The sequence below is a fragment of the Dyella sp. EPa41 genome (assembly GCF_016586165.1).
Taxonomy (GTDB): domain Bacteria; phylum Pseudomonadota; class Gammaproteobacteria; order Xanthomonadales; family Rhodanobacteraceae; genus Dyella.
Window position 1 is genome coordinate 32,040 of sequence record NZ_BCPR01000008.1, and the last position, 24,797, is coordinate 56,836.

Here is a 24,797-nt window from a genome sequence, read left to right on the forward strand (position 1 = left end):
GCGTGCGGTGAACGATCCGTCACCGCAGGGGAACGATCGCGGCGTATCCGCGCCCTTTGCTCGTCATTCCGGCGCAGGCCGGAATTCAGTTGCGATAGTGGAAGGTTTTCGCGAAGAAACCCAACTGCGCCCGGCAAAATCCGGGGCACATGGACACTGGATTCCGGCCTGCGCCGGAATGACGAGATAGGGTGAGCTTCGGTTACTTGCCGCGACGCGGCGGCTTGCCGCCACCGTGGCCGTGCGGGCGCGGCCTGCCGCCGTGGGACTTCTTGAAGCCACCGCCGCCCGGACGGAAACCGCCCGGCTTGCGCGGCGGCGCGTCGCCGGCGCCGCTGTCATCGCCGTCCCATTCCTTGATGCGCAGCTGCTGCTGGCTCACCCACACCTTCTGCAGGTGCTGGAACACCTCGGCCGGCATGCCGTCGGGCAGGTCGATCAGGCTGTACTCGCCGCGGATGCTCAGGCGGCCGATGTACTGGCTTTCGAGGCCCGCTTCATTGGCGATGGCGCCGATGATGTTGCCTGGCTTCACGCCATGCTCATGGCCCACTTCGACGCGGTAGGTGCGCTTGCCTTCCTCGGTGTGGTGCGGGCGCACGGGGCGTGCCACGAATTCGCGCGGCGCGCCGTCGCGATCGCGCGAACGATGCTCGCGCTCGCCGCGGTGCTCGTGGCTGTCGCGGTCGCGGCCATGCTCGCGCTCGCGCGGCGCATGTTCGCGTTCGCGCTTGGGCGGGGGCGTCAGCAGCAGGGGCTGGTTGCCCTGCGCGATGCGCGCCAGCGCGGCGGCGATCTCGATGGCGGGAATGTTGTGTTCCTGCTCGTACTGTTCGATCAGCTGCTGGAACAGTTCCAGTTCGCCCACGGCCAGCGTGTCGCTGATGCGCTGCTTGAACTTGGCGATGCGCACGTCGTTGACCGCTTCCACGGTCGGCAGCTTCATTTCCTCGATCGGCTGGCGCGTGGCGCGCTCGATCGCCCGCAGCATGCCCTTCTCGCGCGGGGTGACGAACAGGATCGCCTCGCCGCTGCGGCCCGCGCGGCCGGTGCGGCCGATGCGGTGCACGTAGCTTTCCGTGTCGTACGGGATGTCGTAGTTCATGACGTGGCTGATGCGCTCCACGTCCAGGCCGCGCGCGGCCACGTCGGTGGCGACCAGGATGTCCAGCTTGCCGTCCTTCAGCTGCTGGATCACGCGTTCGCGCTGCGCCTGCGCGATGTCGCCGTTGATCGCGGCGGCGGCCAGGCCACGCGCCTGCAGCTTTTCGGCGAGTTCCTCGGTGGCCTGCTTGGTGCGCGCGAAGATGATCATCGCGTCGAACGGTTCGGCCTCGAGGATGCGCGTCATCGCATCGAGCTTGTGCATGCCGCTGACGAACCAGTAGCGCTGGCGGATGTTGGCGGCGGTGGTGGTGGCGGCCTTGATGGTCACCTCCACCGGATCCTTCAGGTGCTGCTGCGCGATCTTGCGGATCGGCGCCGGCATGGTCGCGGAGAACAGCGCGACCTGGCGGGTCGGCGGCGTGGCTTCCAGCACCTTCTCCACGTCGTCGATGAAGCCCATGCGCAGCATTTCGTCGGCTTCGTCGAGCACCAGGAACTTCAGTTCCGACAGATCGAGCGTGCCGCGCTCGAGATGGTCGATCACGCGGCCCGGCGTACCCACCACGATCTGCACGCCGCGCTTGAGCGAGTGCAGCTGCGGGCCATAGCTCTGGCCGCCGTAGATCGGCAGCACCTGCAGGCCGGGCATGTAGGTGGCGTAGCGCTGGAACGCTTCGGCCACCTGGATGGCCAGTTCGCGCGTGGGCGCGAGGATCAGCGCCTGCGGCTTGCCGGGCTTGAGGTCGATGCGCGAAAGGATAGGCAGCGCGAACGCGGCGGTCTTGCCGGTGCCGGTCTGCGCCTGGCCGAGCACGTCGCGGCCTTCCAGCAGCGGCGGAATGGTGGCGGCCTGGATCGGCGAAGGCGACTCGTAGCCGACGTCGGACAGGGCGCGCAGCAGCTCGGGATGAAGGCCAAGCGCAGCGAAGCCGACGGCTGCCGGCTGGGAATCGGAAGACGGGGAGGACATGGGGAACCTCGACATGGCATGCACGAGGGCATGCGGGAGAATGACGGTATTGTAACAGGCCGGCTCGCCCAAACCGGTGATTTTGTTGCGCCAAAGGCGCCATCGACGAGGAAAATCCATGTCCCAACCCCTTGAAGGCCGTATAGCGCTGGTGACCGGCGCCTCTTCCGGCATCGGTGAGGCGACGGCGCTGGCGCTGGCCGAGGCCGGCGCCAAGGTGGCCGTCGCCGCGCGCCGTCGCGACCGGCTCGAGGCCCTGGCCGCGGCGTTGGCGAAGCTCGGCGCCGAGCCGTTCGTGTTGACCGCCGATCTCGCCTCCGAGGACGAGGCGCAGCGGATCGTGAAGGAAACCGAAGCGCACTACGGACGTCTGGACATCCTGGTGAACAACGCCGGCGTGATGTACCTGGAGCCCGTCGAGCAGGCCGATCTCGGGCGCTGGCGGCACATGCTGGAACTGAACGTGCTCAGCCTGATCGCCTCCACGCAGGCCGCGCTGCCCGGCATGCGCGAGCGGCGCGACGGCCATGTCGTGAATATCTCCTCCACGGCCGGACGCGTGGCCAACCCGAACGCGGCTGCCTATTCGGCGACGAAGTTCGGCGTCGTGGCGTTTTCCGAGGCGCTGCGGCGCGAGGTGTACCAGCACAACATCCGCGTGACGGTGATCGAGCCGGGCGTGGTGGAGACCGAGCTGCGCGATCACATCGGTCACGCCGAGGTGAAGGCGAATCTCAATGCGTGGGCCGACAGCATGCGCCAGCTGCAGGGGCGCGACGTGGCGGATGCCATCGTGTTCTGCGTATCGCGCCCTGCCCATGTCAACATCAACGAAGTGTTGATGCGGCCAACCGATCAGGAGCGTTGATGCCGCGCGCCGCACTATCATCCCGTGCTTGCGCCATCCACGGAGAATAGCCATGACCGAGATCGAAACGATCTCCGAACAGCGTTGCCACGGCGGGGTGCAAGGCTTCTATCGGCACCATTCGGAAAGCTGTGGCGGCCCGATGCGCTTCGCGCTGTACCAGCCGCCCCAGGCGGCCAGCGAGGCGTGCCCGGTGCTGTATTACCTCGCCGGGCTCACCTGCACCGAGGAGACCGCCGCCATCAAGGCGGGCGCGCAACGGCTCGCGGCCGAACGGGGGCTGATCCTGGTGATGCCCGATACCAGTCCGCGCAACACGGGCTTCGAGGGCGCAACGGGTGACTGGGAGTTCGGCGAGGGCGCAGGTTTCTACGTGGATGCCACGCAGTCACCCTGGTCGTCGCGTTTTCGCATGCACAGCTACATCGTGGATGAACTGCCGACACTGGTCGCGCAGCACTTTCCGGTGGACCGCGAACGCAGCGGCATCATGGGGCACTCCATGGGCGGGCATGGCGCGTTGACCATCGCGTTGCGCCATCCCGGCCGCTACCGATCGGTATCCGCATTCGCGCCCATCGTGGCGCCGACGCAGGTGCCATGGGGCGAGAAAGCCTTTCCGCGTTATCTGGGTGAAGACAAATCCGCTTGGGCGGCATACGACGCATGCGAGCTGGTGCGCCGGCAGACCTTCGACGGCACCATCCTGATCGACCAGGGCGAGGCCGACGGTTTCCTGTCCACGCAGCTGAAGCCCGAGCTGTTCGACCAGGCGTGCGCCGAAGGAGGACAGTCGCTCCTGTTGCGCCGCCATGCAGGCTACGACCACAGCTACTACTTCATCAGCACCTTCATCGACGACCACTTGCGCCACCACGCCAATGCGCTCGGACGTCCGTGAACCTCGTCTACCCCATCCACACGCCCCGCACGCTGGTGCGTGTGGTCGACGCGGGCGATGCGCAACGGCTGTTGAGCTATCGCGTGCTGAACCGCGAGCACCTGGCGCCGTGGGAGCCCCTGCGCGATTCGTCCTACTACACGCTGGACCACTGCATCCGGACACTGGCCGACGCGCGCGAGGCGATGCGCATGGATCGCGTCTATCCCTTCGTCGCGCTCGATCTCGTCGGCAACGACATCATCGCGAACTTCACTTTCGCCAACATCGTGCGCGGGGCCTTCCAGGCCTGCCATCTCGGCTACAGCATCGCCGGCAGCCGGCAAGGGCAGGGCTTCATGTACGAAGCGCTGTCGGCCGTGATGCCGTGGGCATTCCGCGAGCTGGACATGCATCGCGTGATGGCCAACTACATGCCACGCAACGAGCGCAGCGGCAGGCTGCTCGAGCGCCTGGGTTTCGAGCGCGAAGGCTATGCGAAGCGATATCTGCAGATCGCCGGCGTGTGGGAAGACCACATCCTCACGGCACGTATCCGCGAGGATTGATCTCCGCGCCCCCTTTGCCGCGACGACTCCTTTGTGGGAGCGCACCCAGTGCGCGACCGCCGCCCGGCGGAATCATCGCTCCGTCGGCTTTTCGCGCACTGGGTGCGCTCCTACAGGAGTATTCAGCGGTTCGTGGCGACGGGATGAAGCAGCATGCCCAGCGTCGCACGCTGCTGCCATGCCAGGGCGAGATACATCAGCAGCACGATGAGTCCGGGCCCCAGCAGGTGATCTTCCATCACAGCGTGGTAGCCGAAGATCACGACCACGGGCGCCGCCAGCATCATCAGCGCCAGTGCGACGAAGCGGTTGGCGAGCAGGAACAATCCGCTCACGGTGTACAGGACGCCGAGTACGGGAAGGATGTAGCCGCTGCCGGCGAGGCCTTGCATGAAGGCCTGCGACTGCGGCGTCATCGGTGCCGGCGGCTGCCAGAAATGCAGCAGGTCGTTGAGGCCGGCGAACACGAACCATGCGCCGAAGACGAGTCGCAGGGCGAACAGCAGCCAGTGGAAAAACGCTTTCATGCAGGAAATCCTCGATACGGAAGCCCTGCATGATCGGGACGGGCGCGGCGGCGTTGTATTCCTCGTAACGCCTAGGCCCAACCGCCTAGGACAGTGGTTGGGCCAGGCACCTGCCGGACGTCACGCCTTGGCGGCGGGCCGGCGCTGGCGACGACGCTTGCGGTTGCCTTCGGCCGGGCGCTCGCTGCCGTGCGCATGGTTGTTGTTGTGCGGACGATGCGAACCCTGCGGGCGAGCCTGGCGCGGCTGGCGCTGGCCCTGCACCGGCTTCGGCGCATTGGCATCGGTGCGCAACGGGTGCGAGGGCTCGAAGCCCGGCACTTCGCTCACCGCGATGTCCTGCTTGAGCAGCTTGCGGATATCGCGCAGCAGGCCCGCTTCCTCATGGCTCACCAGCGACACGGCCATGCCGTCCGCGCCGGCGCGACCCGTGCGGCCGATGCGGTGCACGTAATCTTCGGCGACCATCGGCAGGTCATAGTTGATCACGATGGGCAACTGGTCGATATCGATGCCGCGCGCCGCGATGTCGGTGGCGACCAGCACGGTGATGCGACCGCTCTTGAAGTCGCTGAGCGCGCGGGTGCGTGCGTTCTGGCTCTTGTTGCCGTGGATCGCCGCCGCGCGCATGCCGGCCGTTTCCAGGTAACGCACCAGCTTGTCCGCGCCGTGCTTGGTGCGGCTGAACACCAGCGTCTGGCGGCGGCTGTCCTGCGCGAGCACGTGCAGCAGCAGGTCACGCTTGTTGGCGGCATCGACCGGGTGCACGTGGTGGGTGACCGTGGTGGCGACGGTGTTGGGCGGCGTCACCGACACTTCGCGCGGCTGATGCATGAACTGCAGGGCGAGTGCCTTGATCGGCGGCGCGAACGTCGCCGAGAACAGCAGCGTCTGGCGCTGGCGCGGCAGCGCCGCGAGGATGCGCTTGAGCGCCGGCAGGAAGCCCATGTCGAGCATGCGGTCGGCTTCGTCCAGCACCAGCACTTCCACGCCCGACAGGTCGATGGAACGCTGCTGCATGTGGTCGATCAGGCGGCCGGGCGTGGCGATGACGATATCCACGCCGCGGCGCAGGGCCTGCATCTGCGGGCCCATGCTCACGCCGCCGAAGATGGTGGTGCTGCTGATGCGCAGGTGCTTGCCGTAGTCGCGCAGGTTGTCGTGCACCTGGGCAGCCAGCTCGCGGGTGGGTGTCAGCACCAGCGCGCGCGGACGACGCGTCTGCGTGGCGCCGGCGGTGGAAAGGTGCTGCAGCAGCGGCAGCGAAAAGGCAGCGGTCTTGCCGGTGCCGGTCTGCGCGGCGGCCAGCAGGTCACCGCCTTCCAGCACGACGGGAATGGCCGCGGCCTGGATGGGGGTGGGTTCGGCGTAGCCTTGTTCGGCAAGCGCACGCAACAACGCGGGCGCGAGGCCCAGCGATTCGAAAGACATGGAAGCTCCAGAGCAACTCGGAGCGTTCTAACGAACCGCGTTGCAGTATTCAAAAAAGGGGAGGGGGCGTTCGGCCCGCCGGAAAGTATAGCGGAAAAGGCGCCGCCACGCTGGTTTTGGCGCGGCAGGGCGCGGCCAGCCGCTTCATGGGGCGCTCAGCAAGGCTTTTCGCCCACGATGAGATAGCAGTCGAACGGCGTCTTGCCATGCAGCGAGCGGATGCTCACGTCCAGGCCGGCATCCGCCAGCAATGCCCGCATTTCCTCGCCGCTGGGATAGTGCTGTGCACCCACGCGCATCCAGCCGCTGGCGCTGAGGAAAAATTCCGAGACGCGCGTGGCGGCATAGCGCCAGCTGGGCTCGCGCAGCACGCTGCGCACGATCAGCATGCCGCCCGGAGCGAGATGCGCCGCCGCATTCTTCACCAGTTCACGCTGGCGCTCGGCGCTGAGGTAGTGCAGCACGTCGAGCAGGGCGACATGGCCACGCAGCGGATACGCCGTGGCGCCATCGGCGAGACGCAAAGGCAGCACGCCTTCCAGCCCGGCCATGCGCATGGCACGCCGGCCGGCGTCGATCTTGCGCGCATCGTGGTCCACGCCCAGGTATTGCGGCAGCTCGCCGTGCGCGTGCAGGTACTGCCCGAGCAGGCCGATGCCGCAGCCGATATCCAGCAGCGGCATCGGGCGGCGCGCCATCAGGTCGGCCACGGCCGCGTAGGCGGGGTCGGCCGCCAGCTTGCCGTGAACATAGCGGCGTTGGAGCCAGTGATCGTAGGAGTCGGCGATCCGATCGAGGGCAGTAGCGTCCATGACGGACATGTGAGCCGACTCCGTGACTGCGTGGTGTGAAGAAAGTCTGCGCCGGCCGTTCGAACGGCGCCAGCTCCCGAAGCGCTCTCTTGCGCCGCGGCCGCCATGATGGTTCGCTTGGCGCGCTGTGCGCCGCAGGGGCGGGCACGACCACGACGGAGCCACCGATGTCGCCGTTTGCACCTCTGCGCGAGTTGGACACCACCCAGCGCCACACCGTATTGGCCAGCTTCCTCGGCTGGACGCTGGATGCGTTCGACTACTTCCTGCTCACGTTCGTGATCGTCAGCGTGGCGCAGGAGTTCCACGTCGGCAAGGAACACGTCACCTACGGGCTTTTCCTTACCCTCGCGGCGCGTCCATTGGGCGCGTTGTTGTTTGGACGCCTGGCCGACCGCTATGGGCGGCGGCCGATCCTGATGCTCGACGTGATCCTGTTTTCGATGTTCGAGCTGGCGACCGCCTTTGCCAACTCGCTTACCTCGCTGCTGGTGCTGCGGTTCCTGTTTGGCATCGCGATGGGCGGCGAATGGGGTATCGGCGCGTCGCTGGCCATGGAATCCATCCCGGCGAAGGCGCGTGGCGTGGTGTCGGGGCTGCTGCAAAGCGGCTATCCCGTGGGCTTCTTCCTGGGCGCGCTGGTGAACTGGCTGCTGGTGGACCACATCGGCTGGCGCGGCCTGTTCGTGGTCGGCGCCGCGCCGGCGTTGCTGGTGCTGTACATCCGTCGCACCGTGCCCGAGTCGGAGGTATGGCAGCAGGGCCAGGCGACGCAACCCCGGCGCGGCCTGCTCGAATCGATGCGTGGCCATTGGAAGCTTGCCATCTACCTGATGCTGCTGATGATGGCGTTCAACATGTTCAGCCACGGCTCGCAGGACCTCTACCACACGTTCGAGGAGGAAAGCCTGCATCTGCCGACCGGCTCCGGTGCCGCCTTCATGCTGGTGGCGATGCTCAATCTCGGCGCGCTGGTCGGCGGGCTGTTTTTCGGTGCCCTGTCGGAGCGTTTCGGGCGTCGCCGGACGATCATCCTGGCGGCGCTGCTGGCCATTCCCGTCATCCCCCTGTGGATGCATGGCGGCTCGTTGTCCATGCTCGCGCTGGGCGCTTTCCTGATCCAGGTGATGGTGCAGGGCGCCTGGGGCGTGGTGCCTACGCACCTCAACGAGCTGGCGCCGGAAGGCATGCGCGGCACGCTGCCCGGCTTTGCCTACCAGACCGGCAACCTGCTGGCCGCCGTCACGGCCAACGCCCAGCTGTGGATCGCCGGGTGGCACGGTGGGGACCTGGCCTTCGCCCTGTCCGCCTGGATCGCCGGCGTGGCCGTGCTGCTGGCCGTGCTGGCGTGGCTGGGCCCCGAGGCGCGCGGCGTACGGTTCGGCCAGCCCCGCGCGGAAGCAGGCGGCTAGGCGGCCACGCTGCTAGAATGCGGGGTTTGCATTCCTCACGAGACACGCAATGAAGGCTGGCAAGGACAAAGTCATCTCGCTCCACTACACGCTGACCGTGGATGGCGAAAAGGTCGAGAGCTCGCTCGATCGCAACGAACCGCTGTGGATCCTGCTCGGCCACGGCCAGCTCATCCCGGGCCTGGAAAAGGCGCTGGAAGGCCACGAGGCCGGCGAGACGCTGCAGGCTGAAATCGCTCCGGCCGAAGGCTACGGCGAGCGCCAGGAAGGCCTCACCCAGCGCGTGCCGAAGAAGTACTTCCAGCAGGCGGCCAAGCTGAAGCCGGGCATGACCACGGTGCTGGCGCTGAAGGAAGGCGGCCACCGCGTGGTGGTGGTGCAGAAGGTGGGCATGACCACGGTCGACGTGGACCTCAATCATCCGATGGCCGGCAAGACGCTCAACTTCGATGTGACCGTCAATGAAGTGCGCGACGGCACCGAGGAAGAAATCCAGCACGGCCACGCGCATCCGCCGGGTGGCGAGGCGCACTGATGGCGGATCGCTCCGCTCTCGTTGATTGAGGGCGGGGCACGGTGGCCTGGCGCGAAGTCGTGCCGGGCCACGATGTCGGCGTCTTCGTTTTTTTCCGCTTTCTCCAGGGCCATGAACCGTGGAAGCGCACCGTGTGCGCGACGCCGTTGGCCCCAGCCCCAGCGCGCCACCTTTCTACCTTTCTCCCTGTAGGAGCGCACCCAGTGCGCGACACCCTTTCGCATCGGTCTGCAGGTTTGTCGCTCTTATGAAGGAGGGCTATTGCCTCCGGTAGCCCCGCTTCCGCCAGGGTGCCGCTTACGCAGCGGGCGTTTCGACGTCCTGCCGGCCTCTGTAGGAGCGCACCCTGTGCGCGACAGCCTTTCGCGTCGGTCTGCACGTTTGTCGCTCTTTTGAAGGCGCTATTGCCTCCGGTAGCCCCGCTTCCGCCAGGGTGCCGCTTACGCAGCGGGCGTTTCGACGTCCTGCCGGCCTCTGTAGGAGCGCACCCTGTGCGCGACAGCCTTTCGCATCGGTCTGCACGTTTGTCGCTCTTGTGAAGGCGGGCTATTGCCTCCGGTAGCCACGCTTCCGCCAGGGGGCCGCCTACGCGGCGGGCGTTTCGACGTCCTGCCGGCCGCCGAGTCACTTTTCTTTTGCTGGCCCAAAAGAAAAGTAACCCAAAGAAAATGGCCTTGAGAGCCAAGGCTCTTAGCAATACGTGGAATAGAGGCGTTGGTCGACCGAGGTCAGTCGGGCCGAGCGCGTTACTACCTCGAACGGAGCGGCTACACCGCAACGCGCCGATACGAAGAGGACTTAAAGCAACTTCGCTGAGCCGTGATGAAGCCTATGGGGCGCCACGCACTTTCCCCCTCTCCCCTCCGGGGTACGCGCGGAGCGGCCATGGATGGCCGCGGCTTTGAGGAGCGAGGAGAGGGCTGGGGTGAGGGGTGGGGGGCTCGCGATGACGCCAGTTGTTTGGGGACGGCGGCTCGGCGGTCTGCAGTGCCTTTCATCGCGGGCAAGCTGCTTAAGGGATGTTGCCCTTGACGACGCGTACCGGACGCTTTGAAAAACAACGGCGCCGCTCGGCGCCGTTGTCTTTTTTCCACGCTGCAGCCTACTTACGCCAGCGTGATCTGCACATCCACGTTGCCGCGCGTGGCGTGCGAGTACGGGCAGATGTCATTGTGCGCGGTGTCCACCAGATCCTGGGCCACGGTGCGGTCGATGCCGGGCAGGCTCACGTCGAGCTTCACCGCAATGCCGAAGCCGGTCGGTTCGCGCGGACCGATGCCCACGTGCGCGGTCACCGAGGCGTCCTTCAGCGTCACGCCCTTCTGGCGTGCCACGAAACGCACGGCACCTTCGAAGCAGGCCGCGTAGCCGGCGGCGAACAGCTGTTCCGGATTGCTGCCGGCGCCGCCCGGGCCGCCCAGGCCCTTGGGCACGACCAACTGCAGGTCGAGCACGCCGTCGTCGCTCTTGGCGTGGCCTTCGCGGCCGCCGGTGACGGTGGCGGTGGCGGTGTAGAGAATCTTGCTGATGTTCATGGGATCAATCCTCGGTGGGGGAGCGTTGGAGTTGCCGGGTAAGTCGCTTCAGTTCATCGCGCAGCGTTTGCATCTGTCCGTGTGAAAGCTGCAGGCGCTGCGCCATGCATTTGGGTACGTCGCTGGCCTGCTCACGCAGGCTAAGTCCGGCGACGGTGAGTCGGATTTCCACTTCGCGCTCGTCTTCGGTGCGCCGCTGGCGATCGACCAGGCCGGCGGCCTGCAAGCGCTTCAGCAGGGGCGTGAGCGTTCCCGAGTCCAGTTGCAGGCGCTGCCCCAGTTCGCGCACGGTCAAGCCGTCCTGTTCCCACAGCACCAGCATCACCAGGTATTGCGGGTAGGTCAGTCCCAGTGGTTCCAGCAGCGGCCGGTAGAGGCCGGTGAAGGAGCGGGAGGCGGCATACAGCGCGAAGCACAGTTGCTGGTCCAGCAGCAGGTGATCGGGGGTGGGTGGCCGTTTCATGGGTTGAATAGTAAGTGCAAAATTAGATTGTGCACAATTTAATTTTTCGATCGGAACGATAGGCCAGGCCTAAGGGCCATTCCTGGAGGCTGGGAGGCCACCGACGGGCCACCCTTCCGGCCGGGGCCTTTTGCCCACCATGCGGCGTCATCGCTCGGACGTGTACGGACGCACACGTCCTCTGTCTTCCTTGGTCTGGCGGGCAAAAGACTCACGGCGCGAGTCACGCCCATGGCGTCAACAGACCCTAGTCGAGCAGGCGTTTGCCGAAGGCGAAATGGTCGCGCCAGTAGGGCCCGTCAATATCGTCCAGCCGCACGGTGCCCCCGCTGTTGGGGGCATGCACGAAGCGGCCCTTGCCCACGTAGACGCCGACATGGCTGATGCCGGTATGGCCGCCGAAAAACACCAGGTCGCCGCTCATCAGGTCGGTCATGCGGCGTACCCGTTCGCCGTCCAACTCGGACATTTCGCGCGAACTGTGCGGCAGGGAAAGCCCCGCCGCATTGCGATAGATGTAATCGACCAGGCCGCTGCAATCGAAGCCGCCGTCGGGCGTATTGCCACCCCAACGATAGGGCGTGCCCACCAGGGCGATCGCGCGAAACAGCACGTCATTGGCGGTGCCGGTATTGCCGGCCGGCGCGCGCGCCGGGAGGCTGGCCAGGGCAGACTGCGATTCGCGCGAGGCCGGCCTGCGTGGCCCGCTGGCGCAAGCGACCAGCAACAGCATGACCGCCCCGAGCAGGAGGTGACGCGCCGTTCGCCACGGCGCGGCCGCGGTGGATGGGGCGTCGACGTCCGGACTCATCGGGTATCCCTTCTGCGTGGATTGGCCGTGAGACTAGCAAATCAATTACTTATCTGAAAGAGCGCAGATTTTGGACGAAGTGGTCTCGCTCAGGGTGAAGATTCCGAGCCATCAACGGTGAGGTTGCGTTGGCCCAGGTTGTGGCCTTCGCGGTTCTTCGCGATCACCCGGTACTCGCCCGGGCGGAGGTACAGCGTGTTGATGCTGCTGGCGGTGAGGAAGGTGTAGCGGTCGGCGGGAATGGAATCTTCGCTTTCGTTGGCGTAGTGCGCTTCCACCACGCAGGGCAGCTGGCCCTGGCAGAAATCGGTCGATACCACGCGTGCCACGCGCGCCCCGTTGAGGGTCAGCCAATGAGGTCGCCGCTGATGGCCTGGCGGCGGCAATATCACGTCCACGTCGTGGCGATCGGGGTCGGATGACCACACGCTGCCGTTCTGGCGGCTGATCAGCACCGAAGGGTCGGTGACCGGAAACTGCGCGGTCAGCCGTTTGTAGAGGTCCTTGTCCGGCATCGGCCCGATATCGCGCCAGCGGGTCTGGTCGATCGTCAGTGGGTCGAAACCGGAAAGCTGCTTGAGCAACATGGCCATCGGCTTGATCGAGCCGCCGAGGTTGCCCGGCGCCTTGTCGATATGCGCGTAGCCGGCGTGCACGAACAGCTTGGCTTTCGGGTCTTTGGCGAACACCTTCTGGTAAAGCAGGTTGGCCTGGCCCTGTTCGCGATCGGCCAGTACGTCGTTTTCCGACTCGTACGACACCACCTGGAAACCCAGCTTGATGGCCTGTCGGATGATGTCGCCATACAGTGGCTCGTGCAGGTACTGGCTGCCCGAGGTGTTGATGGGGTAGCCGCGCTTCATCAGGTCGGTATCGGTGTTGACCAGCGCCTCGGCGGCGAAATAGTTGAAGCCTTCGGCGCGCAGCTTGGGCAGCAGTTCGAGGGTGAGCTCGCGGGTGTGCGCATCGTGGTGCGCCTCATTGATCATCACGATGCGCCGGTCGGTCGCCAGCTTCACGATTTCGTCCACCGCGCTGGTGGGCTGCCAGTCGACGGGCGAGGGCAGCGGCACGGGGGTCTGAACCCGGTTGTCGAACGGGAAGTCATAGACCGCTTCGCTGTAGAGGCCCAGCTCGTCCTCGACCGAAGCCAGCAGCTGCTGGTCGATCAGGCGATCTTCCCGGGTCAGCTGCTGCATGACCTCCTTGAGGTACATGTAGCGCGCGAGGTCGCTGCGCATGCGCGCGGTTTCCGAGAACAGGTCGCGCGATACCTTGGTGCTCGACGAGGCGGTCGCGGGCTGTTCCGCTTGCTCTGCCTTCTGCTGGGCTTGTTGTTGCTGCAGTTGCTGCGTCAATTCCTGCAGTTGTCGTTGTTGCTGTTGCGGTGCTTCCGCGCCGAGGCAGGCGGGGGAAGCCACGCCTCCCACGGTCGCGCAGATCACTACCAGGTGCCACACGTGCTTCAACCTGCCGAACTGCACAACGGATCGTTCCATCGCTCAGGTCACTCGGGGTTAGGGGCGGGCGCTTGCGACGCTACAATAACCGGATGGATGCTTCACGCAGTGATGTGTTGATTCTTGGCGGCGGCGTCATCGGCCTGGCCTGTGCGTTCTATCTGCTGAAGTCCGGAGCTACCGTGCGCGTTTTGGAGCAGGGTACCCCGGGTTGCGGCAGTTCGCACGGCAATTGTGGAACGATCACCCCCAGCCATGCCGCGCCCCTGGCCATGCCGGGCATGTTCGGCGTGGCCTTGCGCTCGATGCTCCGGGCCGATGCGCCGCTCTACCTCAATCCCCGTTTCGACGGGCCCCGCCTCCGCTGGTTGCTGGGTTTCGCCCGGCATTGCAACTGGCGGGATTTCGAGCATGCCGCGAGGGCGCGCTCGGCGATCCTGCAGCGCTCCCGTGGCCTGCTGGGCTCGCTGGTGCGTGACGAGCCGTTGGACTGCGAGTTCGGGGAAGAGGGCGAGCTCTACGTCTATCGCACGCGACGCGCGTTCGAAGCGGATGAAAAGCATCATGCCCAGGTGCTCGAACGCCTGGGCGTCGAGGTGCAGCGACTCGCGGGCAACGAGGTGGAAGCGCGTGAGCCCGCACTGAAGCCCGGCGTGGCCGGCGGCTTGTTCCATGCCGGCGATGCGCGGCTGCGACCGGACCGCTATGCGGCGGAGCTGGCGCGTCGCGTGATCGAGCTGGGCGGCTCGATCGAATCGGGCGCGCGCATCGATGATTTCGGCCTGCAGGACGGGCGCATAGCACACGTACGGACCACGCGTGGCGTGTTCCGCGGCGACCGCGTGGTGATGGCGCTGGGCGCCTGGTCGCCGCTGCTCGGCCGTTCGCTTGGACTGCGCCTGCCGATGCAGCCCGGCAAGGGCTATTCGCTCACCTATACGCGCCCCGCCCGTGCGCCGCGCCATGCGCTCGTGCTGCGCGAGGCGGCGGTATGCGTCACCTCCTGGGAAACCGGTTACCGGCTCGGCAGCACCATGGAATTCTCAGGCTATGCCGAAGGGCTCAACCGGACGCGCCTCGATGCCCTGCGCCGCGGCGCAGCCCAGGGCCTGCACGAACCGGAGGGTCCGCAGTTGCTGGAGGAGTGGTGGGGATGGCGGCCGATGAGCGTGGACGAGGTGCCGATCATCGGCCCGAGTTCGCGCTGGTCCAACCTGATGCTGGCGACGGCGCACGGCATGTTGGGCGTCAGCATGTCCGCGGCGACCGGTGAGCTGGTTGCCGCGATGCTGCGCGGCGATACGCCCTCGATCGACCCTTCCCCTTATGCGCCGGCGCGCTTCGGCGTATGACCTTTACGCCATGTGGCCGTTTGCTCGCTTAGGGTGGCGCCTGGACAGGAGATTCTGATGGCCGATACCTTCGACCTGATCGTGCTGGGTGGTGGCTCCGGTGGTTTGGCCGCGGCGTTTCGTGCGGCCCGCCGGGGCGCACGCGTCGCCTTGCTGGAGCCCGGCGCGGTCGGCGGCACGTGCGTCAACGTCGGCTGCGTGCCGAAGAAGGCGCTGTGGTTTGCCGCGCAGCTGGCGCAGCAACAGCAGCTTGCCAAGGATTACGGCTTCGCCACGCAGGTGGGTCCGCTCGATTGGGAGCATTTCCGCCAGCTCCGCCAGAACTACATCGACGGCATCCGCCAACGCTACGCCGCGGGATTGGCGGATGCGGGCATCCAGGTGTTTGCCGAAAGCGGTCGCTTCGTGTCGCCGGATACGGTGGCCACCTCCAGTGGGGACGAACTGCGCGCGACACAGATCCTCATCGCCACGGGCGGCAGGCCGCGCCGCCTCGACGTGCCGGGTTTCGACCTGGGGCTGGTATCGGACGACATCTTCGCGCTGCATCAGCTGCCGCGCCGCATTGCGGTCATCGGTGGCGGCTACATCGCGGTGGAATTCGCCGGCCTGCTGCGCGCACTCGGCAGCGAGGTGACGCTGCACGTGCGCAATCGCATGCTCACCGACTTCGATGCGGAGCTGGTCGATGCGCTCGGTGAGCGCATGCGCGAGCAGGGCATCGCGATCACTGGCCAGGTACAGGTCACGGGCTTGCATCGCGAAGGCGACGAGATCGTGATCGACGATGAGGTCAATGGTCCCTGCGGTCCCTACGATGCCGTGCTGTGGGCCGTGGGGCGCACCCCCAACAGCGACCGGCTGGACTTGGACGCGGCCGGCGTCCATGCGGACGAAAGCGGGCATGTGGTCACCGATGCCTGGCAGACCACGAACGTGCCTGGCATCAGTGCCGTGGGTGACGTCACCGAACGTCCGCAGTTGACGCCCGTCGCGGTGGCCGCAGGCCGGCGTCTCGCCGATCGCCTGTTCGGGCAGCAACCCGACAGTCGCCTGGATTACGAGAACATCCCCACCGTGGTCTTCGCCGAACCACCACTGGCGATGGTCGGCATGACCGAAGCGCAGGCGCGCGAGTTCCATGGCGACGAGGTGCACGTCTATCGTGCCCGGTTCACGCCGCTGCAGTGGGCGGTGGCGGGCCACGCGGTGCCGACCCTGATGAAAGTCCTCTGCGTCGGCGAGGACGAGCGCGTGGTCGGCATCCATGTGCTCGGCCCGGGCGCGGACGAGATGCTGCAGGGTTTTGCCGTGGCGATGAAGATGGGCCTGCGCAAGCGTGACCTCGACGCCACGGTGGCGATTCATCCCAGTTCCGCCGAAGAGCTGGTGTTGATGGGCTAGGGCTTGTAATGCCATGGGCGTCAACCGGCCCTGGCCACGCGGCGCCGCGCTGCCGCGTGCCGCCTCTTCCTCCACCACGCTAGACTTTGCGCATGACCCGCATGTTCACGCTTGATCGCGGCATCGCGCCGCTGCTCATCAGCCTGCCGCACGACGGCAGCCATGTTCCCGAGGCCATCGCCGCACGCATGCATCCGGCCGCGCGCCGGGCACCGGACACCGATTGGCACGTCGGCCGCCTCTACGAGCCGCTGGCCAAGGAGCTCGGCGCCAGCGTGCTGCGGCCGCAGCTGTCGCGTTACGTGGTCGATCTCAATCGACCGGCCGACGGTCATGCGCTTTATCCAGGCCGCAGTGAAACCGGCCTGGTGCCGATCGTGGGTTTCGACGGCGCACCCCTCTACCTGGACGGCGAAGAACCGACGGCGGAGGAAATCCAACGCCGGGTGAACGAATACTGGCAGCCGTATCATCGGATGCTCTCGCAAGAACTTGAACGCCTGCTCGCCGAGCATGGCCGCGTGGTGCTGTGGGAAGGCCATTCCATCCGCAGCCATGTGCCGATGCTGTTCGAGGGCCGCCTGCCGGATCTGAACCTCGGCACCGCCGATGGCGCGAGTTGCGGGCCGGTGCTGCAAAAGCAGCTGCAGACCGCGTTGGAAAGCCAATCGCGATACAGCCACGTGGTCAACGGGCGCTTCAAGGGCGGCTACATCACGCGCCAATATGGACGTCCGGAAGACCACGTGCATGCCGTGCAACTGGAGCTGGCACAACTCAATTACATGGACGAAGACAGCTTCGCGTATGACTCGGCCAAGGCGATACCGCTGCAGCAAGTGATCCTGCAACTGCTGCGCCTGTGCGTGGGGGCGTAAGAAACTTCGCCCCTTGTTAGGGACTTGCAATGTCAAGCCGCAAGCCCCGGAAATCGCGCGCGGGCTTGAGGAAAACCAGGGTTCAAGGGGCCCGCAAAACGTGCCATGTTGTAGCTGTCGCGCCGCCCGCGTCGCCGGGTTCCGGCCGGGTCCGCGACACATGACGTTCGAGGTTCTGCATCATGCGTAAGTTCGCGATCGCTTCCCTGCTCGTGGCGGGTGTTGCTCTGTGCGGTTCTGTGATGGCTCAGGACGCTGCCTCGCAGGCAGCGCCCGCGACCAAGGCTGCCCCGTCGGCCCAGCCGGCCCACTCGTCCTCGCATCACCACAAGAAGAAGTCCGACCAGTCGGGCACCAGCAATCACAAGGGCAAGTCGGCCAAGAAGTCGGCCAAGTCCGCCTTGCCGGCAACGACCACCAGTCACTGATACAAACGCCTGCCCCAAGCAAAAACCCCGGCACGCGTGCCGGGGTTTTCTTTTCGACGACCCGTGAATGCTTCAGCGCGGTCCGCTTTCGTTGCAGGGCAAGGACGCGATGCACTTCAGCTCGATGGCGATCGGCGTGGGCAACGCCGTGATCCCGAGCGTCGTGCGACATGCATCCACGCCCGCGAAGTATTCGGCATAGAGCCGGTTGTAGACGGGGAAGTCACGCGCCATGTCGGTGAGGAACACCGTGACGTCCACCAGGTCTTCCCAGCGCGCTCCGCTGGCTTCGAGCACGGCACGCACGTTGGCGAACACCTGCCGGCACTGCGCCTCGATGTCGTAGCCGACCAGCGTGCCTTGCGCGTCGTACACGTTGCCGGGAATCGCATTGTCGGCTGGTTGGCGCGGACCCACGCCGGAGAGAAACAGCAGGTCGCCGACGCGTCGCGCATGCGGGTAGGCACCGACCGGTGCAGGCGCCTTGCTGGTCCGGACGATCCCGCTCACCGGTTGAATTCCGGAATGGTGCCAAGGCGCTGCAGCGCATGCTCATAGGCGGGCTTGAGGTCTGCGCGCGAGCTGACATGCATGCCCAGGTCGTTCACGTGGCCATCGAACAGGCTGTAGCACCACGCATGCACGGAGAGCTTCTGCCCGCGCTCCCATGCATCCATCACCATGGTGGTGTGGCAGACGTTGACCACCTGTTCCATCGCGTTGAGTTCGCACAGGCGCGCGTTGCGCAGGTTCATCAGGTCGATGGACGTGAGCAAGGGAGCATGCTTTTGCGCGACGTCGGCCACGTGGCGCAGCCAATTGTCGACCAGGCCGAGCCGGCGATCATCGAGAACCGCCTGCACGCCACCGCAACCGTAGTGGCCCACGACGATGATGTGCTCGACCTTGAGCACGTCGACGGCGAACTGGATGGTGCTCAGGCAGTTGAGGTCGGTGTGCGACACCACGTTGGCGACATTGCGCTGGACGAAGATGTCGCCCGGCGGCAGGTCCACGATCTGGGTGGCCGGCACGCGCGAATCGGAGCAGCCGATCCACAGGTACTTCGGCGCCTGCTGCTGCGCGAGGTGTTCGAAGAAGTGCGGGTCTTCGGCGCGTACGGCGGAGGACCATGCGCGATTGCTGTCGAGCAGATTCTGGAGGGGACTTTTCACTGGATATGCTCTCAGTAGCGAATGCAGATGTTCTTGGGCTCGGTGAAGAAGCGCAGCGCTTCCGTACCGCCTTCGCGGCCGAGTCCGGATTGCTTCGTGCCGCCAAAGGGCGTGCGCAGGTCGCGCAACAGCCAGCAGTTGATCCACACGATGCCGAAATCCAGCTGTGCGCCGAAACGATGCGCGCGCGACAGGTCGCGCGTCCACACCGATGCGGCGAGGCCGTAGCCGGTGCCGTTGGCGATGGCCAGCGCCTCGGCTTCATCGTCGAACGGGATGAGGCTCACCACCGGCCCGAAGATCTCGTGCTGGTTGGTCACCGCGGCGCTGCCGAGGCCTTCGATGACGGTGGGCGCGACGAACCAGCCTTCCACGCAGCGTCCCGCCATGCGTACGGCGTCGCCGCCGCAAAGCACCTGGCCACCTTCGTCGCGCGCGGTGGCGATGCAGCCCATCACCTTGTCGAAATGCTCGCGCGAGACGAGCGCGCCCAGGTCGCTGCCCGCCTCGTTCGGGTCGCCCACGCGAAGTGCCTTCACGCGCGCGAGATAACGTTCGCGGAAGCTGTCATAGATCGAGCGCTGCACCAGCAGGCGCGAGCCGCACAGGCAGATCTCGCCCTGGTTGGCGAAACCCGAGCGCACGATGGTGTCGAGGTTGGCGTCGCTGAGGTCCGCATCCTCGAACACCACGGCGGGATTCTTGCCGCCCAGCTCCAGCGAGACCTTCTTGAAATGCGGCGCCGCGGCGGCGGCAATCTGCGCGCCGGTGCGCGTGCTGCCGGTGAACGATATGGCCTTCACCGCGGCGTGCTCGACGATCGCCTGGCCCACGCTGGGGCCGCGGCCCTGCACGATGTTGAACACGCCGGGCGGAAAGCCCGCCTCGATGCTCAGCTCGCCCAGCAGGGCGGCCGTGCATGGCGTGATCTCCGACGGCTTGGCGACCACGGCGTTGCCCGCGGCCAGCGCAGGCGCGATCTTCCAGGTGAACAGGTAGAGCGGGAGATTCCACGGACTGATGCAGCCCACCACGCCCAGCGGCTGGCGCAGCGTGTAGTTGATCGCGCCGGTTTCCATGGCGTGCGATTCGCTGCTCCACGCCACGATGCCGGCCGCGAAATGACGGAGGTTGGCAATGGCACGTGGAATGTCCAGGTTGCGCGCCTGGACCAGGGGCTTGCCGCTGTCGCGCGATTCCAGCGCCACGAACTCCTCGAGACGCGCCTCGACAAGGTCGGCCAGTGCATTGAGCAGGCTGGCGCGCCGCTCGGTGGGTGTCGCCGCCCAGGCAGGCGCCGCGCGTGTGGCCGCGGCGACGGCGTCAGCGACATCTTCGGCGGAGGAATCGGGACAGTGCGCGAAGACCTGGCCGGTGGCCGGTTCGAACACGTCCAGCCAGCGATCGTATCGCGGTGCCTGCAGGCGACCGTCGATCAGGTTGGCGAGGCGCAGGGTTGGCATCGGCACAAGCTTAAGGCCTGGGGCACGGGAATGCACCGGACGCGCGCGTATTGCGGCGGCGTGTGCCTTTTGTAGGAGCGCACCCAGTGCGCGAAAAGCCGACGAAGCGGTGGCGACGCAAGGCCGCGGTCGCGCACTGGGTGCGCTCCTACATATAAAAGGCTGGGTGTGCCCGCCTCAGGCCAGCGTCCGCGTGCGACCGCCGTCGACCTGGATGCTCACGCCGTTCACATAGGCCGCGGCGGGCGTGCAGAGGAACGCGATCACCGAGGCCACTTCTGACGCTTCGCCAAAACGGCGGGCCGGAACGGAGGCCAGGATGCCCTGGGCGATCTCATCGCCCGACCGGCCGCTGGTGCTGGCCTGTGCCGAGAGCAGGCTGTCCAGTCGCGCCGTGCGGGTATAACCCGGCAGCACGTTGTTCACCGTGATGCCGTCGGCCGCCAGTTCGCTGGACAGTGTTTTCGCCCACGCCGCCACGGCGGCACGCACCGTGTTGGAGACGCCGAGGCCGGCGATGGGTTCCTTCACCGACGTGGATATCACGTTCACGATGCGGCCATAGCTGCTGGCCCGCATGCCCGGCAACAAGGCCTGCAACAGCGTCTGGCCCGCCAGCAGATGCTGGCGGAAGGCGGCTTCGTAGGCGCCGACTTCCGCCGCATAGGCGGGGCCGCCCGGCGGGCCGCCGGTGTTGTTGACGAGGATCTGGATCGGATTCGGCGCAACGATGTCGACCAGCGCCGTGCGCAGGCTGTCGGTCTGCGCCATGTCCACCGCGAACCAGCGGTGCTGCTGTCCATGCTTGCGCGGCAGTTCGTCGGCGACGCTCTTGAGCGCATCCGCGGAGCGCGCAAGCACGGTGACGCTGGCGCCCAGTTCGGCCAGCTCGATGGCGCTTGCCCGGCCGATGCCTTGCGAAGCACCGCAGACAAGGGCGTGACGCCCGCTCAGGTCCAGCTGCATGGGAGAGGCTCCTTGCGGTGGAAGGGATCTAGCGTGCGTTGAGCTGGATGCCGAGTGCGCCGAACCAGCACAGCCACGCCGCCCACAGACTGTAACGCCATGCGCGACGCCAGCGCGTGATGGCGCCGTCTTCCAGCGCGGGCAGCACCGGCGAACGCAAGGCCAGCTGCAGGCGCATCCAGATGCGCAGCAGGTTCGCGGGCTGGCCGTCCGCCTCGGCGATGATCTGCCATTCGTGCGGGTGATGCCGGCGAAGCAGCGAGGCCACGCGGTACTGCGATCCGAAATGCAACAGGAAGCAGGCAACGCCGGTCATCAGTAGGGTGAGGTAAAGCTCGATCATGCCGTGCCTGTCTTCGGGATGCGTGGGCGCCGCCGTGCTCAACTGCTCGGCGAGCTGCCCGTTGCCGGGGTACTGGAGGCGTCCGTTCCGCTGCTCTTGGGTGCCGTGGCCGCGGGCGTCGCGGTCTTGTTGCCGTCACCGATCACCGGGAACGGAATCGAATCGCGCAGCGTGCTCAGCACGCCGTCGCCCTGCGCCGGTTTTGCGCAGATCGCGTTGTCCACGGCGCCCTGGTAGGTCTTGTCCATCATGCCGATCCACACCGTCCCGTCCGGCCCATGCGGGACCTTGAACGTGCCGGCGGCGGCCATCTTCACCGGTGCCTCGGCGGAGAACGCCGCCGGCGACTGCTCCCAGTACGTGTTGCCGGCCTGCTGCTTGGCCGAGCTGTACAGCACCAGGTAGCGCGCGCGCTTGTCGGCGACCTCGATGCTGCCGAAGGCCCCGGTGGTTTCGTCCGTCCAGCCCATGTGCTCGCACAGGCCCACGTCCTGCGTGGCGATCGGCTGGAACGCGTCATCCAGCAGCACCACGGTCGGTGCGAACAGGTAGCTGGCGCGCAGCCAGCGGCCGTTCAATTCCGACTTGAGGGCGACGCGGTAAGGCAGTTGCGTCTCGCGAGGCAGGCTGAAACTCAGGAAATAGCTGTGCTCGCCGTTGAAGCTGACCACCGTGCTGCCCGGGCCGAGCACGAATTTCTTCGGTTGCCAGGGCAGGTTGTCCTGGAACGAAAAGTCCGCGAACGTGCTGCAGCAGGGCGTCGCCTGCTGCAGCGTCTTGCGGGCCTGGTCAAGGGTGCCGTTCGCGTTCTCCGGCGCCCGCAGGTTGGGCGGCACGAAGGTTTTCATGCTGTGGCATCCGGCGGCCAGGGCGACCGAAACAGCGAGAGCAATGGAGGCGATCAGGCGATAACGCATGGCATAACCGTCAATCAGAATTCGGCCGTCCCTGCCGCGCGAGGGTAGGGGATGGCGTCACGAATGTTGGACAAACCGCATACATACACCAGCAGCCGCTCGAAGCCGAGACCGAATCCGGCGTGAGGCACGGTGCCGTAGCGACGCAGGTCACGGTACCAGCCATACGTGGCCGGATCGAGACCGAACTGGATCATGCGGCGGTCGAGGTAATCCAGGCGCTCCTCGCGCTGGCTGCCGCCGATGATCTCGCCGATGCCCGGCGCCAGCACGTCCATCGCGGCGACGGTCTTCTCGTCGTCGTTCAGGCGCATGTAGAAGGCCTTGATCTGCTCGGGGTAGTTCATCACGACCACCGGGCGACCGACGTGCTTCTCGGCCAGGTAACGCTCGTGCTCGGTCTGCAGGTCGATGCCCCAGGCCACCGGGAATTCGAACTTCTGCCCCGACTTCTTGAGGATGTCGACGGCTTCGGTGTAGTCGATGCGCTCGAACGGTTTGGCGATAAAGGCTTCCAGACGGCTGATCGCATCGGGCGCCACGCGCTCGGCGAAGAACGCCATGTCGTCCGGGCGCTCCTCCAGCACGGCCTTGAAGATGGCCTTGAGGAAACCCTCGGCGCAATCGGCGTCGGCGTTGAGGTCGGCGAACGCGATCTCCGGCTCCACCATCCAGAACTCGGCCAGGTGGCGCGGGGTGTTGGAGTTCTCCGCGCGGAAGGTCGGGCCGAACGTGTACACCTTGCTCATCGCCAGGCAGTAGGCCTCGACGTTGAGCTGGCCGGACACGGTGAGGAAAGCCTCGCGGCCGAAGAAGTCCTTGCGGAAGTCGACCTTGCCCTCGGGCGTGCGCGGCAGGTTGGCCAGGTCCAGCGTGGACAGGCGGAACATGTCGCCCGCGCCCTCGGCGTCGGAGGTGGTGATGATCGGCGTGTTGATCCAGAAGAAGCCCTGCTCGGTGAGCCAGCGGTGGATCGCCGTCATCATCGTGTGGCGCACGCGGGTCACGGCGCCGAACAGGTTGGTGCGCGGGCGCAGGTGCGCCACTTCGCGCAGGAACTCCATCGAGTGCTGCTTGGGCTGGATCGGATAGGTTTCCGGATCGTCCACGAAACCGGTGACGGTCACTTCCGTCGCCTGGATCTCGAAGCTCTGGCCCTTGCCCTGCGAAGCCACCAGCGTGCCCGTGACGATCACGCCGGCGCCGGCAGTGAGGTGCTTCACCTCGTTCTCGTAGTTGGCGACGTCGCCGGTGACCACCGCCTGGATGGGGTCGAAGCAGGAGCCGTCGCTGACATTGACGAAGGACAGGCCCGCCTTCGAGTCGCGCCGCGTGCGGACCCAGCCGCGCACGGTCACGATGCTGCCGGCTTCGATGCTGCCGGAAAGAGCCTGCTTGACGCTAACCACCGCCATGGATTGAAACTCCTGCTGGGCGCCGCATATCGGACGCATAAGACGAATCTGGCATCATAATCGACGTTCCGTTCAGGTCGCGACCCTGGCGCCCGTTTTCCGACCACCAAAACCCTCTGGTAGTTGCATTGCCCATGACCATCACCATTACTCCCGCCGCCAGCGAGCGCATGCGCGCCTTCCTAGCCGGCACCCCCGGTGCCGCGGGCGTGCGTTTTGGCGTGAAGAAGACCGGCTGCTCCGGGTTCGGCTACGTGGTGGACCTGGCCGAGAGCGTGGGTGAGGGCGATGAGACGCTGAACGTCGACGGCGTTCCCCTGATCGTGGACGGCAAGAGCCTGCCCCTCATCGATGGCACCGTCATCGACTTCCAGCGTCAGGGCCTCAACGCCAGCTTCGTGTTCCACAACCCCAACGCCACCGGCGAATGCGGTTGCGGCGAGAGCTTTACGGTCGGCTGAACGCCTTGGACTGGCGCCGGGCCCCGCGAGGCCGCGCCTCGCCCGATGTGGCGCCCTGGCTGACCCGCTTGCCCCAAACCCCTGAATTCCCTTACACTTCCGCTTCTGTCCGCGCCCCAAAGGCTCGGATGGAACCTTGCCTCACCGCATAGGGCGGGAGGCTGCCAGGCCCCAAAAAGGCCGCATCCACAAGGAGTTATCCACCAATGTCCCTGCGACATTACGAAGTCGTGTTCCTGGTCCACCCTGACCAGAGCGAGCAGGTCCCGGCGATGATCGAGCGCTACAAGGCGCTGATCGAGACCGACGGCGGCAAGATCCACCGCCTGGAAGACTGGGGCCGCCGCCAGCTGGCTTACCCGATCGTGAACCTGGCCAAGGCTCACTACGTCATGCTCAACATCGAAGTGAGCCAGAACGTGCTGAACGAGCTGGAGTCGGGCTTCCGCTTCAACGACGCCGTCCTGCGCCACCTCGTCATCAAGCGTGACGCTGCCGACACCGAGCAGTCCTTCATCCTGAAGTCCAAGGAAAAGGATGACGCCAAGTCCTCGCGCCGCCGCGACGACGAAGCCCGTGACGACAACGATCGCGACAGCGACGACTGATCAGGAG

The 24,797-nt window shown here is 66.2% G+C and carries 26 protein-coding genes; 11 read left to right on the forward strand and 15 right to left on the reverse strand.

Annotated features, from left to right (window positions below; genetic code table 11):
- Positions 1-202 precede the first annotated feature (202 nt).
- Entirely contained in the window at positions 203-2,077 is a 1,875-nt protein-coding gene (locus JMF82_RS04475; protein ID WP_201313335.1) for a DEAD/DEAH box helicase, read from the reverse strand.
- A 118-nt stretch (positions 2,078-2,195) separates the two neighbouring features.
- On the opposite strand from JMF82_RS04475, the gene JMF82_RS04480 reads away from it, so the two are divergent.
- From JMF82_RS04480 to rimJ, 3 genes are read left to right on the forward strand one after another with little or no spacing between them, the layout of a single operon-like run.
- Positions 2,196-2,945: an SDR family NAD(P)-dependent oxidoreductase gene (locus JMF82_RS04480; protein WP_201313336.1), complete on the forward strand. Its 750-nt coding sequence runs from the start codon at positions 2,196-2,198 to the stop codon at positions 2,943-2,945.
- A 52-nt stretch (positions 2,946-2,997) separates the two neighbouring features.
- A complete protein-coding gene (fghA, locus tag JMF82_RS04485) occupies positions 2,998-3,846 on the forward strand; it encodes an S-formylglutathione hydrolase (RefSeq protein ID WP_304487911.1) in 849 nt (282 codons plus the stop codon).
- Positions 3,843-4,394 (forward strand): ribosomal protein S5-alanine N-acetyltransferase, encoded by a 552-nt coding sequence (gene rimJ / locus JMF82_RS04490; RefSeq protein WP_201313337.1) that lies wholly within the window; start codon positions 3,843-3,845, stop codon positions 4,392-4,394. The genes fghA and rimJ overlap by 4 nt, the downstream gene beginning before the upstream one ends.
- A 122-nt stretch (positions 4,395-4,516) precedes the next feature.
- On the opposite strand, the gene JMF82_RS04495 is transcribed toward rimJ, so the two are convergent.
- The 3 genes from JMF82_RS04495 to JMF82_RS04505 all read right to left on the reverse strand — a co-directional run bounded on the left by JMF82_RS04495 (position 4,517) and on the right by JMF82_RS04505 (position 7,173).
- Complete coding sequence (locus tag JMF82_RS04495) at positions 4,517-4,921, reverse strand: hypothetical protein (RefSeq protein WP_201313338.1); 405 nt, start codon at positions 4,919-4,921, stop codon at positions 4,517-4,519.
- 120 nt (positions 4,922-5,041) lie between these two features.
- Positions 5,042-6,352, reverse strand: coding sequence for a DEAD/DEAH box helicase (locus JMF82_RS04500; RefSeq protein ID WP_201313339.1), 1,311 nt, complete (start codon positions 6,350-6,352; stop codon positions 5,042-5,044).
- Positions 6,353-6,507: 155 nt separating this feature from the next.
- On the reverse strand, positions 6,508-7,173 hold the full coding sequence (locus tag JMF82_RS04505) for a class I SAM-dependent methyltransferase (RefSeq protein ID WP_307837952.1): 666 nt from the start codon (positions 7,171-7,173) through the stop codon (positions 6,508-6,510).
- 158 nt (positions 7,174-7,331) lie between these two features.
- Here JMF82_RS04505 and JMF82_RS04510 point away from each other — a divergent pair, with 158 nt between their 5' ends.
- Together JMF82_RS04510 and JMF82_RS04515 are read left to right on the forward strand one after the other, a co-directional pair.
- On the forward strand, positions 7,332-8,576 hold the full coding sequence (locus JMF82_RS04510) for an MFS transporter (protein ID WP_201313340.1): 1,245 nt from the start codon (positions 7,332-7,334) through the stop codon (positions 8,574-8,576).
- 49 nt (positions 8,577-8,625) lie between these two features.
- A complete protein-coding gene (locus tag JMF82_RS04515) occupies positions 8,626-9,111 on the forward strand; it encodes a peptidylprolyl isomerase (protein WP_201313341.1) in 486 nt (161 codons plus the stop codon).
- Positions 9,112-10,217: 1,106 nt separating this feature from the next.
- On the opposite strand, the gene JMF82_RS04520 is transcribed toward JMF82_RS04515, so the two are convergent.
- The 4 genes from JMF82_RS04520 to JMF82_RS04535 all read right to left on the reverse strand — a co-directional run bounded on the left by JMF82_RS04520 (position 10,218) and on the right by JMF82_RS04535 (position 13,419).
- Positions 10,218-10,646 (reverse strand): organic hydroperoxide resistance protein, encoded by a 429-nt coding sequence (locus JMF82_RS04520; RefSeq protein WP_201313342.1) that lies wholly within the window; start codon positions 10,644-10,646, stop codon positions 10,218-10,220.
- Between the two features lie 4 nt (positions 10,647-10,650).
- Positions 10,651-11,109: a MarR family transcriptional regulator gene (locus JMF82_RS04525; protein WP_201313343.1), complete on the reverse strand. Its 459-nt coding sequence runs from the start codon at positions 11,107-11,109 to the stop codon at positions 10,651-10,653.
- A gap of 247 nt (positions 11,110-11,356) precedes the next feature.
- Positions 11,357-11,920 carry a C40 family peptidase gene (locus tag JMF82_RS04530; protein WP_201313344.1) on the reverse strand — a complete coding sequence of 188 codons (564 nt, stop codon included), beginning with the start codon at positions 11,918-11,920 and terminating at the stop codon, positions 11,357-11,359.
- 89 nt (positions 11,921-12,009) lie between these two features.
- The gene (locus tag JMF82_RS04535) at positions 12,010-13,419 is read right to left on the reverse strand and encodes a hypothetical protein (protein WP_201313345.1); all 1,410 of its coding nucleotides are present in this window, start codon (positions 13,417-13,419) and stop codon (positions 12,010-12,012) included.
- Between the two features lie 53 nt (positions 13,420-13,472).
- On the opposite strand from JMF82_RS04535, the gene JMF82_RS04540 reads away from it, so the two are divergent.
- The 4 genes from JMF82_RS04540 to JMF82_RS04555 all read left to right on the forward strand — a co-directional run bounded on the left by JMF82_RS04540 (position 13,473) and on the right by JMF82_RS04555 (position 17,442).
- Positions 13,473-14,732: an FAD-dependent oxidoreductase gene (locus tag JMF82_RS04540; RefSeq protein ID WP_201313346.1), complete on the forward strand. Its 1,260-nt coding sequence runs from the start codon at positions 13,473-13,475 to the stop codon at positions 14,730-14,732.
- 57 nt (positions 14,733-14,789) lie between these two features.
- A complete protein-coding gene (gene gorA, locus JMF82_RS04545) occupies positions 14,790-16,136 on the forward strand; it encodes a glutathione-disulfide reductase (RefSeq protein ID WP_201313347.1) in 1,347 nt (448 codons plus the stop codon).
- 92 nt (positions 16,137-16,228) lie between these two features.
- Complete coding sequence (hutG, locus tag JMF82_RS04550; RefSeq protein WP_201313348.1) at positions 16,229-17,014, forward strand: N-formylglutamate deformylase; 786 nt, start codon at positions 16,229-16,231, stop codon at positions 17,012-17,014.
- A 182-nt stretch (positions 17,015-17,196) separates the two neighbouring features.
- Positions 17,197-17,442, forward strand: a complete 246-nt coding sequence (locus JMF82_RS04555; RefSeq protein ID WP_201313349.1) for a hypothetical protein — start codon at positions 17,197-17,199, stop codon at positions 17,440-17,442.
- A gap of 72 nt (positions 17,443-17,514) precedes the next feature.
- Here JMF82_RS04555 and JMF82_RS04560 read toward each other — a convergent pair whose 3' ends face one another.
- From JMF82_RS04560 to asnS, 7 genes are all read right to left on the reverse strand, one after another.
- A complete protein-coding gene (locus JMF82_RS04560) occupies positions 17,515-17,952 on the reverse strand; it encodes a Rid family hydrolase (RefSeq protein ID WP_201313350.1) in 438 nt (145 codons plus the stop codon).
- The gene (gene can, locus JMF82_RS04565) at positions 17,949-18,617 is read right to left on the reverse strand and encodes a carbonate dehydratase (protein WP_201313351.1); all 669 of its coding nucleotides are present in this window, start codon (positions 18,615-18,617) and stop codon (positions 17,949-17,951) included. Before can ends, JMF82_RS04560 begins: the two co-directional genes overlap by 4 nt.
- 11 nt (positions 18,618-18,628) lie before the next feature.
- A complete protein-coding gene (locus JMF82_RS04570) occupies positions 18,629-20,080 on the reverse strand; it encodes an aldehyde dehydrogenase (protein ID WP_201313352.1) in 1,452 nt (483 codons plus the stop codon).
- 177 nt (positions 20,081-20,257) lie between these two features.
- A complete protein-coding gene (locus JMF82_RS04575; protein ID WP_201313353.1) occupies positions 20,258-21,046 on the reverse strand; it encodes an SDR family NAD(P)-dependent oxidoreductase in 789 nt (262 codons plus the stop codon).
- A 28-nt stretch (positions 21,047-21,074) separates the two neighbouring features.
- On the reverse strand, positions 21,075-21,389 hold the full coding sequence (locus JMF82_RS04580) for a hypothetical protein (RefSeq protein ID WP_201313354.1): 315 nt from the start codon (positions 21,387-21,389) through the stop codon (positions 21,075-21,077).
- Positions 21,390-21,427: 38 nt separating this feature from the next.
- The gene (locus tag JMF82_RS04585) at positions 21,428-22,306 is read right to left on the reverse strand and encodes a MalM family protein (RefSeq protein ID WP_201313355.1); all 879 of its coding nucleotides are present in this window, start codon (positions 22,304-22,306) and stop codon (positions 21,428-21,430) included.
- Positions 22,307-22,320: 14 nt separating this feature from the next.
- A complete protein-coding gene (gene asnS / locus JMF82_RS04590) occupies positions 22,321-23,721 on the reverse strand; it encodes an asparagine--tRNA ligase (protein ID WP_201313356.1) in 1,401 nt (466 codons plus the stop codon).
- Positions 23,722-23,855: 134 nt separating this feature from the next.
- On the opposite strand from asnS, the gene JMF82_RS04595 reads away from it, so the two are divergent.
- The gene (locus JMF82_RS04595; RefSeq protein WP_201313357.1) at positions 23,856-24,182 is read left to right on the forward strand and encodes an iron-sulfur cluster assembly accessory protein; all 327 of its coding nucleotides are present in this window, start codon (positions 23,856-23,858) and stop codon (positions 24,180-24,182) included.
- Between the two features lie 206 nt (positions 24,183-24,388).
- Positions 24,389-24,790 carry a 30S ribosomal protein S6 gene (gene rpsF, locus JMF82_RS04600; protein WP_111983861.1) on the forward strand — a complete coding sequence of 134 codons (402 nt, stop codon included), beginning with the start codon at positions 24,389-24,391 and terminating at the stop codon, positions 24,788-24,790.
- The last annotated feature ends 7 nt before the right edge of the window (positions 24,791-24,797 follow it).

What these genes read in the sequence shown, in the direction of transcription:
- JMF82_RS04595 (WP_201313357.1), top strand. Translation starts at nt 23,856, where the DNA reads ATGACCATCACCATTACTCCCGCCGCCAGCGAGCGCATGCGCGCCTTC.
- JMF82_RS04570 (WP_201313352.1), bottom strand. Translation starts at nt 20,080, where the DNA reads ATGCCAACCCTGCGCCTCGCCAACCTGATCGACGGTCGCCTGCAGGCA.
- JMF82_RS04500 (WP_201313339.1), bottom strand. Translation starts at nt 6,352, where the DNA reads ATGTCTTTCGAATCGCTGGGCCTCGCGCCCGCGTTGTTGCGTGCGCTT.
- fghA (WP_304487911.1), top strand. Translation starts at nt 2,998, where the DNA reads ATGACCGAGATCGAAACGATCTCCGAACAGCGTTGCCACGGCGGGGTG.
- JMF82_RS04505 (WP_307837952.1), bottom strand. Translation starts at nt 7,173, where the DNA reads ATGTCCGTCATGGACGCTACTGCCCTCGATCGGATCGCCGACTCCTAC.
- JMF82_RS04575 (WP_201313353.1), bottom strand. Translation starts at nt 21,046, where the DNA reads ATGCAGCTGGACCTGAGCGGGCGTCACGCCCTTGTCTGCGGTGCTTCG.
- JMF82_RS04495 (WP_201313338.1), bottom strand. Translation starts at nt 4,921, where the DNA reads ATGAAAGCGTTTTTCCACTGGCTGCTGTTCGCCCTGCGACTCGTCTTC.
- JMF82_RS04515 (WP_201313341.1), top strand. Translation starts at nt 8,626, where the DNA reads ATGAAGGCTGGCAAGGACAAAGTCATCTCGCTCCACTACACGCTGACC.
- JMF82_RS04555 (WP_201313349.1), top strand. Translation starts at nt 17,197, where the DNA reads ATGCGTAAGTTCGCGATCGCTTCCCTGCTCGTGGCGGGTGTTGCTCTG.
- JMF82_RS04585 (WP_201313355.1), bottom strand. Translation starts at nt 22,306, where the DNA reads ATGCGTTATCGCCTGATCGCCTCCATTGCTCTCGCTGTTTCGGTCGCC.
- JMF82_RS04480 (WP_201313336.1), top strand. Translation starts at nt 2,196, where the DNA reads ATGTCCCAACCCCTTGAAGGCCGTATAGCGCTGGTGACCGGCGCCTCT.
- JMF82_RS04520 (WP_201313342.1), bottom strand. Translation starts at nt 10,646, where the DNA reads ATGAACATCAGCAAGATTCTCTACACCGCCACCGCCACCGTCACCGGC.
- JMF82_RS04475 (WP_201313335.1), bottom strand. Translation starts at nt 2,077, where the DNA reads ATGTCCTCCCCGTCTTCCGATTCCCAGCCGGCAGCCGTCGGCTTCGCT.
- rpsF (WP_111983861.1), top strand. Translation starts at nt 24,389, where the DNA reads ATGTCCCTGCGACATTACGAAGTCGTGTTCCTGGTCCACCCTGACCAG.
- JMF82_RS04510 (WP_201313340.1), top strand. Translation starts at nt 7,332, where the DNA reads ATGTCGCCGTTTGCACCTCTGCGCGAGTTGGACACCACCCAGCGCCAC.
- JMF82_RS04525 (WP_201313343.1), bottom strand. Translation starts at nt 11,109, where the DNA reads ATGAAACGGCCACCCACCCCCGATCACCTGCTGCTGGACCAGCAACTG.
- JMF82_RS04540 (WP_201313346.1), top strand. Translation starts at nt 13,473, where the DNA reads ATGGATGCTTCACGCAGTGATGTGTTGATTCTTGGCGGCGGCGTCATC.
- JMF82_RS04535 (WP_201313345.1), bottom strand. Translation starts at nt 13,419, where the DNA reads ATGGAACGATCCGTTGTGCAGTTCGGCAGGTTGAAGCACGTGTGGCAC.
- gorA (WP_201313347.1), top strand. Translation starts at nt 14,790, where the DNA reads ATGGCCGATACCTTCGACCTGATCGTGCTGGGTGGTGGCTCCGGTGGT.
- JMF82_RS04580 (WP_201313354.1), bottom strand. Translation starts at nt 21,389, where the DNA reads ATGATCGAGCTTTACCTCACCCTACTGATGACCGGCGTTGCCTGCTTC.
- hutG (WP_201313348.1), top strand. Translation starts at nt 16,229, where the DNA reads ATGACCCGCATGTTCACGCTTGATCGCGGCATCGCGCCGCTGCTCATC.
- asnS (WP_201313356.1), bottom strand. Translation starts at nt 23,721, where the DNA reads ATGGCGGTGGTTAGCGTCAAGCAGGCTCTTTCCGGCAGCATCGAAGCC.
- JMF82_RS04530 (WP_201313344.1), bottom strand. Translation starts at nt 11,920, where the DNA reads ATGAGTCCGGACGTCGACGCCCCATCCACCGCGGCCGCGCCGTGGCGA.